Below are 14,292 nucleotides of genomic sequence, written 5' to 3' on the forward strand. Positions count from 1 at the left end.
TGGCGGCCGTCGGGCGGCGGCACCCACACCCACTGGTCCCTCTTGTTGACGGGGGGAAACCCCGGCCCGGGGGGGCCCGGGGGGGGGGCGCCGGGCCGGGGGGGGGGGGGGGGGGGCGCCCCGGGGCCCCCCACGACAGGCATGTGGGGCGAGACCGGCATCACCCGGCTCTTCACGGGCGAGTTCGGGGGCCAGATCACCTGGTTGCTTCCCGCCGCCCTCGTGATCGGCGTCTCGGCACTCGTGCTGCTCGGCTGGCGACACCGGACCTCGGCCCGTCGGGCGACCCTGCTGCTGTTCGGGGGCTGGACGGTGCTGACCGCCCTCGTCTTCAGCTTCATGTCGGGCATCTTCCACGCGTACTACACGGTGGCGCTCGCCCCGGCCATCGCGGTCACCCTCGGGGCTGCGGCCGACGTGTTGTGGCGACGACGGGCCCGGTCGTGGGTGCGGATCGTGCTGGCGGCGTCGGCTCTGCTCACGGGCGTCTGGGCCTGGGTGCTGCTCGGACGGGCGGAGTCCTGGCAGCCGTGGCTCCGGTACGTCGTCGTCGCGCTCGCCGTCGTGGGCGCCGTGCTCGTGCTGCTGCCGCGACGGGGCCGGGCGCTCACGGCGGCGACCCTCGCCGTGCTGCTCACGGGCGGCCTGCTGGCTCCGGCGGCCTACTCGGTCGAGACCGTGTCGACGGCCCACACCGGTTCGATCGTCACGGCCGGGCCGACCGTGTCGGGTGGCACGGGCGGGTTCGGCGGTGGTGGCGCGGGCGGCGCCGGCGGCGCCGGCGGTCGCGGCGGGGCCGCTGGTGGCGGGCCCGGTGGCGCGGCTGGCGGAACGCCCCCGCAGCTGCCGGGCGGCACCGGCGGGGGAGCGGGCACCGGCACCGGCACCGGCGCAGGAACCGCAGGAGGCGCGGGTACGGCCACGCGCGGACTCCCCGGTGGCGGGGGCGGAGCCGGCTCGCTGCTCGGCTCGGGCTCGGTCAGCGACGAGCTCGCTGCCGTGGTCGGCGCGGACGCGGACCGGTACACCTGGGTCGCCGCGGCCGTCGGGTCGAACAGCGCGGCGGGCTACCAGCTCGCGACGGGCGACCCGGTCATGGCGGTCGGCGGGTTCAACGGCAGCGACCCGTCACCGACCCTGGCGCAGTTCGAGCAGTACGTCGCCGACGGGCAGATCCACTGGTTCGTCGGAGGTACCGTCGGGCAGTCGAACGGCGGCAGCTCGTCCTCGAGCGAGATCGCGGCCTGGGTCGAGGCGAACTTCTCCTCGACCGAGGTCGACGGGGTCACGCTGTACGACCTGACCAGCTGACCGACCGGATGTCGCCACCGGTCCGCCCGGCCGCCCCGCACCTCCGGGGCGCGCGAGACACCGCGTTTCGTGCACCGCACCGCGACTAGTCGGGGCGCGGTGCACGAAACGCGGTGCGGAGCGTGGCTGGACCGCTACCGGGACGGAGGAGCGGGCACGGTATCGTGGTCGGGTTCGCCCCCGTAGCTCAGCGGATAGAGCAGGAGCCTTCTAATCTCTTGGTCGCAGGTTCGATTCCTGCCGGGGGCACCACGCGACACCCCCCACACGACGACGCGCCCCCGACCGAGGTCGGGGGCGCGTCGTCGTTCGTTCGCCGGGTCAGCCGTCCGCGCGTTCGGGTGCCGTCCGGCGTCGGACCTGGCTCGCACTGACCGGCTGCTCGAAACGCTCGTCGTCCATCGCATCGTCGCGGGTGTCGTCGTGGCTCGCGTCACCCGGCGTGACCGGCGGTGCCTCGGGCGCTGAAACCGGCGACGGTCCGGCCAGCGGGGCGTGAGCCATCGGTGCCCGGTAGGCCTCGTCGCCATCGCGGACCGGGGCATCGTCGAGGGCCGCCGGGCGGAGCGCTGCCGAGGGTGCGGCACCCGAGGGCGCGGAGGCCTCGGCACGACGCTGCTCGGTCGCCGCCGCAGCCCGCTGCTCGGCCTCCCAGGCTTTCTGCTTCGCGGCCGTGTCTCGGTCGACGTCGGCTTCTTCGTACTTCCAGCGGGCGAGATCGTCGCGGAAGAGCTTCTTGGCCCGCCCGGGGCGGTTCTGCCACTCGACGAGGCGGTCGCGGAGTTCACCCAGCGTCTGCTCGGACTGGAAGCTGAAGGACGCCGAGTTGCGCTTGATCTCGGCCAGTTCGTGAGCCGCCCAGTCGGCGGCGAGGGTGCTGCCGGTCGCGGGCGACAGCCGCAGTCGGACGTCGGCTTCGTGGCCGAGGTGATCGGCGTAGGCGCGCTCCTCGACTCCGAGCGAGCTGTAGACGGCACCCTTGCGGGCTGCCGAGACGAGGGCCGCGACCGCCGCCGCTTTCGCCTCGTCCTCGTGCAACGACACGACCCGCCGCGTGCTCGCCCGGCCGATGAGGGCTGCGACGATGCCTGCCACGACGATGGCGACGAAGGGGATCACCGCATCGGTGACGACACGCCACCCGTTGTCCGAAGAGAGCCATTCGACGAGATCGTTCCACCACTGCATGGGGCGAACACTACAGCCGAGGTCGAAGGTTGCACGGCTGCGACATGCTGTCGAGCCCTCCGCCGGAGACACCGTCACGGTGCTCCGGCGGAGGCGTCGGGATCAGGCGAACCGGAAGCAGTCGGTGGCGTCGTCGCGACTCCAGAACTCGCCGATCTCGACGAACCGACGCTGACGGGGCAGGAACCGCTTGGCGCGGTAGCGATCACCCTGCGGGTCGTCGAAGCGCTCGACGTAGCCCACGATCTCGCCACCGGGACGGGTCACCCGGGCGAGGTCGTCGTGCACCTGGACGAGCTGCAGGCCGCCGCGGGTCGAGCGCAGGGAGGGAAGGGGAACGCGTGCGTGAGCGTGCGGCGCAGGCGCGACGATCGCGTGGTCGAGGGTGCTGCTGGTCATGAGGTGCTCCTGAGGTCATCCGGCCGATGCTGTCGAGAACACCCCTGACGCTAGGGGTGACCACCGACATCGACGTCGGACACCTCGGACACCTCGGACACCTCGGACACCTCGGACACCTCGGACACCTCGGACACGTCGGACGCGTCGGACGCCTGGAGGGCGCGGTGCCCCGTCGGCACCGCGCCGTCCGGTCAGCGGCCGGGGCCGTCGACCGCCAGCGGCTCGATCGCCGCGAGCTCGTCCTCGGTCAGCTCGGCACCGTCGAGCGCGTCGAGGCTGTCGTCCAGCTGGGCCACCGACGAGGCGCCGATGAGGGCGCTGGTCACGGCGGGTTGGCGCAGCACCCAGGTGAGCGAGAGCTGCGCGAGCGACTGGCCCCGCGCCTCCGCGATCTCGTTCAGGCCGCGGACGCGGGAGAGGTAGGTCTCGTCGAGGGCGTCCTCGGAGAACCACCGGCCCTCGGCAGCGCGCGAACCCGCGGGAGCACTGCCCGAGAGGTAGCGGTTCGTCAGGAGCCCCCCGGCCAGGGGCGAGAACACGATCGAACCGACGCCGCGGGTCAGGAGGGTGTCGAAGAGTCCTCTCTCGGGCCGGCGGTCGAACATGTTGTACCGCGGCTGGTGGATCAGCAGGGGCACGCCCTCGGCCGCCAGGGCGTCGATCGCGGCCTCGGTCTGCGCCGGGTCGTAGTTGGAGATGCCGGCGTAGAGCGCCTTGCCCTGCCGGACGGCCGTCGCGAGCGCCCCCATCGTCTCGTCAATCGGGGTCTCGGGGTCGGGGCGGTGCGAGTAGAAGATGTCGACGTGGTCCATGCCGAGCCGCCCGAGGCTGGCCTCGAGCGAGTTGAGCAGGTACTTGCGCGACCCCCCGTCGCCGTACGGCCCCGGGGTCATGTCGTAGCCCGCCTTCGACGAGACCACGATCTCGTCGCGGTAGGGGCGCAGGTTCGCCGCGGCGATGCGACCGAACTGCTCTTCGGCCGAGCCGTAGGGCGGGCCGTAGTTGTTCGCCAGGTCGAAGTGGGTGACCCCCCGGTCGAACGCGCGCAGCACGATGTCGCGCTGCGTCTCGAGGCCCCGGTCCGAGCCGAAGTTGTTCCAGAAGCCGAGGGAGATGCGGGGCAGCCGGAGTCCGCTGCGGCCGGTACGGACGTAGTCGAGTCGTGAGTACCGTGCGTCGTCGGCGACGTAGGGCGTGAAAGGTGATCTCATGCGGTCAGCCTAGGGCGGGCCCTCGGCTCGGGAGTAGGTTCACGGGCATGACGACGTTCGTTCTGGCCGGTGGGTGCTTCTGGTGCCTCGACGCGGTCTACCGCACCCTCGACGGCGTCACCGAGGTGGTGTCGGGTTACACCGGCGGAGACACCGAGCGGCCGAGCTACGACGACGTGTGCACGGGCCGCACGGGTCACGCCGAGGCCGTCGCGGTCGGCTTCGACCCCGAGAAGCTCCCCGCCGACGTCGTCCTCGACGTCTTCTTCACCCTGCACGACCCGCGTCAGCTGAACCGGCAGGGCGCCGACGTCGGCACCCAGTACCGCTCGGCGATGTTCGCCGCCGACCACGACCAGGAGGCGCTCTTCCAGGCGGCCCGTGACCGCGCCTCCGAGGCCTGGGGCGGCGGTGTCGTCACGACGATCGAGCCGCTGTCCACCTGGTACGACGCCGAGGAGCACCACCAGGACTTCTTCGCCAAGAACCCCGGCCAGGGCTACTGCACCGCCGTCGCGCTGCCGAAGGTCACCAAGATCCGCAAGTCGTACGCGAAGTACGTGCTCGCCTCGTAGACGGGTCACGCCGCCCGGTGTGACCGACCGAGAAAGAGGAAAGGGGCGCTCGACGATGAGTGACCAGAACACCTTGCACCGACAGACCTGGGTGGCCGTGGGCCCGGCAGGCGCGGTCGGGACCATCCTGCGGACAGACGACGGCTTCACGGTGCGCCTGTCCGCGAAGGGAGCCGACGGCGGCGTCTACCCGAGCCTGGCCGTGGCCAAGAGCGCCCTGTTCGCGGCGTTGGGGCCCGGCGCCGACTACCCGGAGTTCCACGAACACTGAGGCCCGGTCGTCCCCGGACGACCTGTCGTCGTGTCGTCCCCCGGGCGGCCCCCGCGCCTCCTTCTCCACAAGGAGGCGCGGGTGCCGTCCCGGGGGTCCCTCGCCCCCGCGAGACTCCCGTCATGACAGACACCATCACCCTCACAGGGATCATCGCGACCGACCCCCGGGCCCTCGTCACGCAGACCGGCCTCTCCATCACGAGCTTCCGACTCGCCTCGACGCAGCGACGCTACGACCGCGTCAAGGGCGAGTGGGTCGACGGCGAGACCAACTGGTACACCGTGACGTGCTTCCGTCAGCTCGCCGACAACGTGCTGGCCAGCCTCCGCAAGGGGCAGCGGGTCGTGGTCACGGGGCGCGTCCGCATCCGCGCGTGGGAGTCGGGCGAGCGCAGCGGCATGACGGTGGAGGTGGACGCGGACGCGGTCGGTCACGACCTCGTCTGGGGTAGGTCGACCTTCGAACGGCGGGTGGCGTCCGCTTCGTCCGCCCCGGCGGGCTCCTCCCCGGCCGCGGGCGGGGGCGATCCGACCGTCGCCTCCGACGAGAGCGGCTCGGCACCCGAGACGGAGGCGGACCACGGAACCGGTCACGAAGGCCCCTCGGACGGTGCGGCGACGGATGCGTCGTCGGACCCCGACCGGGTGGCGATCCCCGACGACGGCGCGGACTGGGGTGCTCCCGCGGCCGTCGGCGCGGACGAGGTGGCGGCCCCGTTCTGACCACCCCGGTGACGCCCGTGTCCCGGGCCCGTGGGTCGGCACGCCGTAGACTCCTCACGGCTCGCCGACCCGCGGCCGCCGCCAGCGACGAAGGGCCCCCGTGACCGGTTCGAGACCTCCACGCGGCCTGGCGCTCGCCGCGATCGTGCTGGCCGTGGCGATCCCCCTCGTGGGGTGCACCTCGTCGCCCGAGCCGTCACCGACGTCGTCGTCCGTCGCCCCGTCGACGGACGCCCCGCCGTTCTCCTCCACGTCCACGACGGCCGAGGCGCTGGCCCACTTCGACGAGGTGAACGCCGCGACCGTCGCGGCGAACGCCCGCCCGGGTGGGCGCGCCGCCGTCGACGCGCTGGTGGCGGCCGGCTTCGACAAGTCGACGATGCAGGTCACCGCCGACACGACCTCGATCGGCCGCGACGCCGACAGCGTGCAGTTCTCGGTGCTCTGGGGTCAGGACTGCCTGATCGGGCAGGTCTCGGGCGCGGGCTACAGCAGCCAGACGGCGCCGGTCCTCGGCACGGGCGCCTGCCTCGTCGGGTCGACCCGAGCCATCGACTGGTGACGTCGGGGGCGGGGCCCCGCCCGATAGACTCGCTGTCATGGCCGAATACATTTACTCGATGGTGCGCGCCCGCAAGGCGGTCGGCGACAAGCTGATCCTCGACGACGTCACCATGTCGTTCATCCCGGGGGCGAAGATCGGTGTCGTGGGGCCGAACGGCGCCGGCAAGTCGACGATCCTCAAGATCATGGCGGGGCTCGACACCCCCAGCAACGGCGAGGCGAAGCTCAGCCCCGGCTACTCGGTCGGCATCCTGATGCAAGAGCCCGAACTCGACGAGACCAAGACCGTCCTCGAGAACGTGCAAGAGGGCGTGGGGCCGATCAAGCAGAAGCTCGACCGCTTCAACGAGGTCTCGGCCGCCATGGCCGAGCCCGACGCCGACTTCGACGCGTTGCTCGCCGAGATGGGCACCCTCCAAGAAGAGATCGACGCCGCCGACGCCTGGGACCTCGACTCCCAGCTCGAGCAGGCCATGTCGGCCCTGCGCACGCCTCCGGGCGATGCCGAGGTCGCGAACCTCTCCGGTGGTGAGAAGCGTCGCGTCGCGCTGTGCAAGCTGTTGCTGCAGAAGCCCGACCTGCTGCTCCTCGACGAGCCCACCAACCACCTCGACGCCGAGAGCGTGCTCTGGCTCGAGCAGCACCTCAGCAAGTACCCCGGCGCCGTGCTCGCCGTGACCCACGACCGGTACTTCCTCGACCACGTCGCCGAGTGGATCGCCGAGGTCGACCGCGGCCGCCTCTACCCCTACGAGGGCAACTACTCGACCTACCTCGAGAAGAAGGGCGAGCGCCTCCAGGTCCAGGGCAAGAAGGACGCCAAGCTCGCCAAGCGCCTCGCGTCCGAGCTCGAGTGGGTCCGGAGCAACGCCAAGGGCCGTCAGGCGAAGTCGAAGGCACGTCTGGCGCGCTACGAAGAGATGGCGAACGAGGCCGAGCGCACGCGCACCTTGGACTTCGAAGAGATCGTGATCCCCGTGGGCCCGCGTCTCGGCTCTCAGGTCATCGACGCCAAGAAGCTCCACAAGTCGTTCGGCGAGCGTGTCCTCATCGACGACCTGTCGTTCACGCTGCCCCGCAACGGCATCGTCGGCGTCATCGGGCCGAACGGCGTCGGCAAGACCACCCTCTTCAAGACGGTCGTCGGCCTCGAGCCGCTCGACGGTGGCGAGCTCAAGGTCGGCGAGACGGTCGACATCTCGTACGTCGACCAGAGCCGTGGCGGCATCGACCCCAACAAGAACCTGTGGGAGGTCGTCTCCGAGGGGCACGACTACATCCAGGTCGGCAAGACCGAGATCCCGTCGCGGGCCTACGTGTCGCAGTTCGGCTTCAAGGGTCCCGACCAGCAGAAGAAGGCCGGCGTGCTGTCGGGTGGTGAGCGCAACCGCCTCAACCTGGCGCTGACGCTCAAGCAGGGCGGCAACCTCCTCCTACTCGACGAGCCCACCAACGACCTCGACGTCGAGACGCTGGGCAGCCTCGAGAACGCGCTCCTCGAATTCCCCGGCTGCGCCGTGGTCATCACACACGACCGGTGGTTCCTCGACCGGATCGCCACGCACATCCTCTCGTGGGAGGGCCTGAACGACGACGGCACGCCCAACTGGTACTGGTTCGAGGGCAACTTCGAGGCGTACGAAGAGAACAAGGTCGAGCGCCTCGGCGCCGACGCGGCGAAGCCGAGTTCGGCCACGTACCGCAAGCTCACGCGCGACTGACCGGCACCGCACCGTCATGACCCGCCTGCACGTGCCGACCCGAGTCCGCTGGAGCGATCTCGACGGGTACCGTCACGTGAACAACGCGTCGATGCTGCGCCTCCTCGAGGAGGCGCGCATCGACGCGTTCTGGTCTGCCGACGGGGCGATCGACGAACGGTCCTCGGCCGCCGTCCTCGACGGCAGTCCGAACGCCGCGACGATGACGCTCATCGCCCGGCAGGAGCTCGAGTACCTCGTCCCCATCCCGTACCTGCGGGCCCCGCTCGACGTGCAGATCTGGGTCGGGCGACTCGGCGGGGCCAGCCTCGAGGTCTGCTACGAGGTCTGGTCACCCGAGGGCGTCGAGCCCCGGACGCTGTTCACGAAGGCCGCCACCACCATCGTGCTGGTCGACTCGGCGACGAATCAGCCCCGGCGCATCTCCGACGTCGAGCGCGACGCCTGGTCGCCGTTCGTCGAAGAACCCCTGGCCTTCCGCCGGCGCTGACCAGGAACGTGGCGGGTCAGCCTCGCGGCACCCGCACCATGCCCTCTTGTGCGACGCTCGCCACGAGAGTGCCCGCGCGGTCGTAGATGCGCCCGAGCGAGAGGCCACGTCCGCCCACCGCATTGGGGCTCTCTTGCACGTAGAGAAGCCATTCGTCGACGCGGGCGGGACGGTGCCACCACATGGCGTGGTCGAGGCTCGCGGCCTTGAGCCCGGGGGTGACGAACGCGACGCCGTGACGGCGGTAGATCGGTTCGAGGAGGGTGTAGTCGCTCGCGTACAGCAGGGCGGCACGGTGCAGGTCGGCGTCGTCGGGCAGTGGGCCGGTGGCCTTGAGCCAGACGGCCTGGTGCGCGACGTGGTCGCCCTCGACGCTGAAGAAGACCGGAGACGGCACGTGGCGCATGTCGAACGGCCGCCGGGCCCACGACTGGGCGACGGGGTTGTCGACCGCGGACAGCAGCTCGGCGTCGCTCGGGACGTCCTCGGGATCGGGAAGACCGGAGGGCATGTCGACTTGGTGGTCGAGTCCCTCGTCGGGGGTCTGGAAGGACGCGATCATCGAGAAGATCGGCACGCCGTCCTGCGACGCCTGGGTGCGGCGGGTCGCGAACGACCGGCCGTCGTGGATGCGATCGACCGTGAACGTGATGGGGATGGTGAGGTCGCCGGGCCGCAGGAAGTACGAATGCAGCGAATGGACGTCGCGTCCGCCCCCGACGGTGCGCTGGGCGGCGACGAGGGCCTGCGCGGCGACCTGGCCGCCGAACACGCGACCGAGCGGCTCGGGCTGTGACCCACCCGTGAAGACGTCCTGCCCACCGACGTTGCCGGCCGGCGAGAGGTCGAGGGTGGACAGCAGGCTCTGCAGCGGATCGTCGGTCACCCGATGTAGTTTAGGGGGCCGATGAACGACGCATTCACCCTCCCCGACTCCCTGTCCCTCAGCGATCTCGCGACCTATCTCGGGCGTGCGGGCCGGGTGGAGGACGGCTCGGTCCGGCTCATCGCCGGCTCCGGTGTCCTGGCCGTCTACGTCGCCGTGTTCTACCCGATGGGTCTGCTCGACTCGAGCCCCACCGTGCTGGGGCTCCGCACCTTCCAACTCGACGACCGCCCCGAGTTCGACGCCGTGGTCCCGGTCCGGTCGCTGAAGGAGCGCCTCGTACGCCTGCAGAACGACGTCGTCGACCCGACCGCTGCGGTCACCGTGTCCGTGCCCGCCACGGTCAACACCGTGACGTGGGCAGCGATCTCGCCGCCACGCGGGGGCTGGACGCGACTCGGCCCGATCGAGGCCGACCGCCTCCGATCGACCGCCGAGGCCGGAATCGCCCGCGTCGCCGAGGCGATCCCCACGGGCACCGGTGAGCAGATCGTGCACCGGGTGCGAGCCGACGTGTGGTCGGCCCCCGTCGAGGGTGCCGAGGGGGTTCCCGCCGGAGCCGGCTTCGGTGCCCTCAGCCTGGGATTCCTCGACGGCGAGGACGAGGTCGCGGTGTTCGAGACCGGCACGTGGACCCGCCTCACGACGCCCAAGGGCCACGTGCTCGTCAAGCGGCGCTCGTCCCTGCTCTGACGATCGGCCCGGCGGTGGGCGGTCCGAAGCGGGCGGCCCGGTGGTGGGCGGTCAGCGCTCGAACGTGTTGACCATGGCCTGCGCGGCACGATCCAGGTAGCCCCAGAGCATCGCGTCGTCGAGGGGGGCGAGTTCGAGTTCGTCGACGGCCACCCGCATGTGCTGCAGCCAGTGGTCACGTGCCTCGGGCGTCACCCGGAACGGCATGTGCCGCATGCGCAGGCGGGGGTGCCCGCGCTCCTGGCTGTAGGTGGTGGGGCCGCCCCAGTACTGCTCGAGGAACCCCGTCAAGCGTTGGATCGCGCCCTCGAGATCCGCTTCCGGGTACATCGGCCAGAGCACCTCGTCGGTCCGGACGCCCTCGTAGAAGCGGCGGACCAACTTCTCGAAGGTCGGCCGCCCACCGATCTGCTCCCAGAAGTTGCCCTGGGCGGCGTCGTCACCGAGGCCCCGCCGGACGGTGACCGGCACGGCTGACGGTGGGGGATTCACGGGCTGAGCGGTGGACGGGCGCGGCGTCAGCGGGAGGTCGGTCATTTGCGCTTGCTCCGCGGCACGTGGGGCGTCGGCGCCGTGCGGGGCGCCCGGGCGCCCTGGACCGAGGAGGCGCTGTCGAAGCCGGTGAGGACGACGCTCGTCAGCGAGGGCAGCACGATGTCCATGGCGTCCAGGGTCTTCTTGAGACGGGACCGCAGCTCCCGGTCGACGTTGTCACGGTCGGCGGACCGTGTCTTGGCGACGATGCGGATGACCACGTGCTCCTCGGCGATCGACTGGATTCCCCAGACCTCGGGCTGGTCGATGATGGCGCGCCTCCACTTCGGGATCGCGGCGAGCTCGTTCGCGGTGTCCAACATGGCGTCCTGCACCTGGTCGACGTCGGCGGAGTAGGGCACGGCGAGGTCGATGACCACGCGCGTCCAGCCCTGCGACATGTTGCCCACGCGCAGGATCTCGCCGTTGCGGACGAACCACAGCACGCCGTTCACGTCGCGGATCTGCGTGACGCGGATGCCGACGGCCTCGACGACGCCGGCCGCGGGCCCGACGTCGACGACGTCGCCCACCCCCAGCTGGTCTTCGGCGACCATGAAGATGCCGTTGAGCATGTCCTTCACGATGTTCTGGGCGCCGAACGCGAGTCCGGCACCGACCACACCCGCCGCGCTGACGATGGCGACGACGTTGAAGTCCAGCTCGCCCAGGATGAGGACGAGGGCGACGGCGGCGACGACCACCGTGACGACGTTGTTCAGCACGCTGCCGAGCGTGCGGGTGCGCTGGACGACCCGGACCGCCTGCAGCGGCGAGGCCATGAGGGCCTGCGTGTCGTCGACGTTCTGCTTCCGCTTGATGCCGTTCACGACCTGGTCGACGACCCGCCGGATGGTGAAGTGCAGGGCGATGCGCAGCAGTGCGGCGACGAGCAGGATCGCAGCGATGCGGATGGGAACCCCCCACATCGTCCAGAAGGCGTCCCAGTCGAAGGCGATCGGGGCGGCGGGGTCGGTGGCGGCAGCGAGGAGGAGGTCCATATGAGCGACAAGTCAAGCACGCCGCCGCAACCCCACCCGGGAGGTGCCTGGACGCCAGAACGGCGGGCCCTGTGGGAGGGCCCGCCGTCCGGGTCGGTCGTCGGGTCGTCGCGCGACCCGGGGCACGACTACTGCTGGTCGACCGCCTGCACCCGCAGGGCCCGCTCGACGCCCGCGACGCTCTCGCTCACGATGCGGCGCAGGGCCGGCGTCTCGGGGTTCGCCTCGAGCCAGGCGTACGACGCGTCGACGAGCGCCTGGTCGGCGAGGCCGGCCGGGTAGAGCCCCGAGACGAGGGTGTCGGCGATGTGGTAGCTGCGCGACTCCCAGATGCCGGTGAGCGACGCGAAGTAGCGCTCGACGAGCGGCTGCAGGATCGCCGGGTCGTTCGTGTGCTGGAACCCGAGGGTCGTCGCCCGGACGATGGCGTTGGGCTGCTCGGCGCTGTCGACGACCGACGCGAAGGCGGCGAGCTTGCCCTCGGTGGTCGCGATCGTCGCGCGGGCCCGCGCGGCGGCCTGGGCGCCGTTCGCCGTGTTGTCCTCGGCGAGGGCGGCGTCGATCTCGGCCTCACCGGCACCGCCGACGAGCACGAGACCTTCGAGCAGCTGCCAGCGCAGGTCGGTGTCGACGGTGAGGCCCTCGAGGGCGAGCGATCCGTCGAGCAGGCCGGCCAGCGCCTCCTGGTGGGTCTCGGTCGACGCGATCGCGGCGAAGAAGGTGACGAACTGGAACTGGGCGTCCGACCCGGCCTCGGCACCCTGGGCGAGGGCCCAGAGGCCGTCGCCGACCTCGGTGATCGTGGAGGTGCGGCGCGCGGGGGCGACGTAGCTGCGGGCGGTCTGCAGCAGCTGCGAGAGCGTGGTGCGGATCGTCGTCGACTCGGTCTCGGTCGCGATGTTGTCGAGCACGAGACGCACGTAGTCCGAGGCCGAGGTCTCGGCGTCGCGCGTCGCGTCCCAGACCGAGCCCCAGACGAGGGCGCGGGCCAGCGGGTTCGAGATCTTCGAGAGGTGGGCGATGGCCGTGGCGAGCGACACCTCGTCGAGTCGGATCTTCGCGTAGGCGAGGTCGTCGTCGTTGATCAGCACGAGGTCGCCGCGGTTCAGGCCGACCAGCTCGGGGACCTCGGTACGGGTGCCGTCCACGTCGATCTCGACGCGGTCGGTGCGGACCAGGGCGTCGCCCTGCAGGGCGTAGAGGCCGATGGCGAGGCGGTGCGGGCGGATGGTGGGGTGGTCGGCGGCCGCCTCCTGGAGCACGGCGAACGAGGTGATCACGCCGTTCTCGTCGACCTCGAGCTCGGGACGCAACGTGTTGACGCCCGCGGTCTCGAGCCAGAGCTTCGACCAGCTGGTCAACTCGCGGCCCGAGGTGGCCTCGAGTTCGACGAGCAGGTCGCTCAGCTCGGTGTTCGAGTGGTGGTGCTTCTTGAAGTACGCGGCGACGCCGGCGTAGAAGGCGTCGATGCCCACCCAGGCGACGAGCTGCTTGAGCACCGACCCGCCCTTGGCGTAGGTGATGCCGTCGAAGTTGACCTGGACGTCCTCGAGGTCGTTGATCGTGGCGACGACGGGGTGCGTCGACGGCAGCTGGTCCTGGCGGTAGGCCCAGCTCTTCTCCATCGCCTGGAAGGTGGTCCAGGCCTCGGTCCACTCGGTCGCCTCGGCGGTCGAGATGGTCGAGGCCCACTCGGCGAACGACTCGTTCAGCCAGAGGTCGTTCCACCACTTCATCGTGACGAGGTCGCCGAACCACATGTGCGCGAGCTCGTGGAGGATCGTGACGACGCGGCGTTCCTTGATGGCGTCGGTCACCTTGCTGCGGAAGACGTAGGTCTCGACGAAGGTGACGGCACCCGCGTTCTCCATGGCACCGGCGTTGAACTCGGGCACGAAGAGCTGGTCGTACTTGTCGAAGGGGTACGCGTAGTCGAACTTCTCTTCGTAGTAGGCGAAGCCCTGACGGGTCTTCTCGAAGATGTAGTCGGCGTCGAGGTACTCGGTGAGGGATCGGCGCGTGAAGATGCCGAGCGGGATCGTGCGGCCGTCGGAACTGTTGAGGTCGCTGCGGACCACGTCGTACGGGCCGGCGATGATCGCCGTGACGTAGCTCGAGAGCACGGGCGTGGGCGAGAAGGTCCAGGTGCCGGTCTCACCGTCGACGACGGGTTCGGGCGTGGGCTGGTTGCTGACGACCTGCCAGCGTGTGGGTGCGGTGACCGTGAACTGGAACGTCGCCTTGAGGTCGGGCTGCTCGAAGACCGCGAAGACGCGGCGGCTGTCGGGCACCTCGAACTGCGAGTAGAGGTAGACCTCGCCGTCGACCGGGTCGACGAACCGGTGCAGGCCCTCGCCGGTGTTGGTGTACTCGGCATCGGCGACGACCTCGAGCACGTTCTCGGCGGCCAGCTCGGCCAGCTGGATGCGCACGCCGTCGGAGACCGCGTCGACGTCGAGCGCGGTGCCGTTGAGGGTCACCGAGTGCACGGTGCGGGTGAGCGCGTCGATGAAGGTCGACGCTCCGGGGGTGGCGGTGAAGCGCACGGTGGTCGAGCTGCCGAACACCTCGTCGCCGCGGGTCAGGTCGAGGGCGATCTCGTACGACTGCACGTCGACGACGTTCTTGCGCTCTTGCGCCTCGACGCGGGTGAGGTTCTCTCCGGGCACGCTGGCTCCATCCGTCTGGGGGGTGAGGGGGGACTCGTGGTCCGCTGAAAG

The 14,292-nt window shown here is 70.8% G+C and carries 15 protein-coding genes and 1 tRNA gene; 9 read left to right on the forward strand and 7 right to left on the reverse strand.

Annotated features, from left to right (window positions below):
• Positions 1 to 141: 141 nt before the first annotated feature.
• Positions 142 to 1,311 (forward strand): mannosyltransferase YkcB-related protein, encoded by a 1,170-nt coding sequence (locus ACVJ1F_RS12330; protein ID WP_456886533.1) that lies wholly within the window; start codon positions 142 to 144, stop codon positions 1,309 to 1,311.
• Between the two features lie 176 nt (positions 1,312 to 1,487).
• Positions 1,488 to 1,563: transfer RNA gene (locus ACVJ1F_RS12335), tRNA-Arg, on the forward strand.
• Between the two features lie 69 nt (positions 1,564 to 1,632).
• Here the strand turns inward: ACVJ1F_RS12335 and ACVJ1F_RS12340 are convergent.
• From ACVJ1F_RS12340 to ACVJ1F_RS12350, 3 genes are all read right to left on the reverse strand, one after another.
• On the reverse strand, positions 1,633 to 2,499 hold the full coding sequence (locus ACVJ1F_RS12340) for a hypothetical protein (protein ID WP_456886535.1): 867 nt from the start codon (positions 2,497 to 2,499) through the stop codon (positions 1,633 to 1,635).
• Between the two features lie 102 nt (positions 2,500 to 2,601).
• Positions 2,602 to 2,898, reverse strand: coding sequence for a hypothetical protein (locus ACVJ1F_RS12345; protein ID WP_456886537.1), 297 nt, complete (start codon positions 2,896 to 2,898; stop codon positions 2,602 to 2,604).
• Positions 2,899 to 3,092: 194 nt separating this feature from the next.
• Positions 3,093 to 4,112 (reverse strand): aldo/keto reductase, encoded by a 1,020-nt coding sequence (locus tag ACVJ1F_RS12350; protein ID WP_456886539.1) that lies wholly within the window; start codon positions 4,110 to 4,112, stop codon positions 3,093 to 3,095.
• A gap of 47 nt (positions 4,113 to 4,159) precedes the next feature.
• On the opposite strand from ACVJ1F_RS12350, the gene msrA reads away from it, so the two are divergent.
• The 6 genes from msrA to ACVJ1F_RS12380 all read left to right on the forward strand — a co-directional run bounded on the left by msrA (position 4,160) and on the right by ACVJ1F_RS12380 (position 8,458).
• Entirely contained in the window at positions 4,160 to 4,687 is a 528-nt protein-coding gene (gene msrA, locus ACVJ1F_RS12355; protein WP_159826945.1) for a peptide-methionine (S)-S-oxide reductase MsrA, read from the forward strand.
• A gap of 55 nt (positions 4,688 to 4,742) precedes the next feature.
• Positions 4,743 to 4,958, forward strand: a complete 216-nt coding sequence (locus ACVJ1F_RS12360; protein ID WP_159826943.1) for a methyltransferase — start codon at positions 4,743 to 4,745, stop codon at positions 4,956 to 4,958.
• A gap of 122 nt (positions 4,959 to 5,080) precedes the next feature.
• Entirely contained in the window at positions 5,081 to 5,683 is a 603-nt protein-coding gene (ssb, locus tag ACVJ1F_RS12365; RefSeq protein WP_456886542.1) for a single-stranded DNA-binding protein, read from the forward strand.
• A gap of 100 nt (positions 5,684 to 5,783) precedes the next feature.
• A complete protein-coding gene (locus ACVJ1F_RS12370; protein WP_456886544.1) occupies positions 5,784 to 6,245 on the forward strand; it encodes a DUF6993 domain-containing protein in 462 nt (153 codons plus the stop codon).
• A gap of 37 nt (positions 6,246 to 6,282) precedes the next feature.
• Positions 6,283 to 7,968: an energy-dependent translational throttle protein EttA gene (gene ettA / locus ACVJ1F_RS12375; RefSeq protein ID WP_056048420.1), complete on the forward strand. Its 1,686-nt coding sequence runs from the start codon at positions 6,283 to 6,285 to the stop codon at positions 7,966 to 7,968.
• A gap of 16 nt (positions 7,969 to 7,984) precedes the next feature.
• Positions 7,985 to 8,458: an acyl-CoA thioesterase gene (locus ACVJ1F_RS12380; protein WP_056048417.1), complete on the forward strand. Its 474-nt coding sequence runs from the start codon at positions 7,985 to 7,987 to the stop codon at positions 8,456 to 8,458.
• Positions 8,459 to 8,474: 16 nt separating this feature from the next.
• Here ACVJ1F_RS12380 and ACVJ1F_RS12385 read toward each other — a convergent pair whose 3' ends face one another.
• Positions 8,475 to 9,344, reverse strand: coding sequence for an acyl-CoA thioesterase (locus ACVJ1F_RS12385; protein ID WP_236557022.1), 870 nt, complete (start codon positions 9,342 to 9,344; stop codon positions 8,475 to 8,477).
• Between the two features lie 21 nt (positions 9,345 to 9,365).
• Here ACVJ1F_RS12385 and ACVJ1F_RS12390 point away from each other — a divergent pair, with 21 nt between their 5' ends.
• A complete protein-coding gene (locus ACVJ1F_RS12390; RefSeq protein ID WP_056048412.1) occupies positions 9,366 to 10,037 on the forward strand; it encodes a hypothetical protein in 672 nt (223 codons plus the stop codon).
• Between the two features lie 51 nt (positions 10,038 to 10,088).
• Here ACVJ1F_RS12390 and ACVJ1F_RS12395 read toward each other — a convergent pair whose 3' ends face one another.
• From ACVJ1F_RS12395 to pepN, 3 genes are all read right to left on the reverse strand, one after another.
• Complete coding sequence (locus ACVJ1F_RS12395) at positions 10,089 to 10,574, reverse strand: globin (protein WP_456886547.1); 486 nt, start codon at positions 10,572 to 10,574, stop codon at positions 10,089 to 10,091.
• Positions 10,571 to 11,572, reverse strand: coding sequence for a mechanosensitive ion channel family protein (locus ACVJ1F_RS12400; RefSeq protein WP_456886549.1), 1,002 nt, complete (start codon positions 11,570 to 11,572; stop codon positions 10,571 to 10,573). Before ACVJ1F_RS12400 ends, ACVJ1F_RS12395 begins: the two co-directional genes overlap by 4 nt.
• 128 nt (positions 11,573 to 11,700) lie before the next feature.
• Complete coding sequence (pepN, locus tag ACVJ1F_RS12405) at positions 11,701 to 14,241, reverse strand: aminopeptidase N (protein ID WP_456886551.1); 2,541 nt, start codon at positions 14,239 to 14,241, stop codon at positions 11,701 to 11,703.
• Positions 14,242 to 14,292: the final 51 nt, after the last annotated feature.

It is taken from the genome of Frigoribacterium sp. 2355 (genome assembly GCF_054060695.1).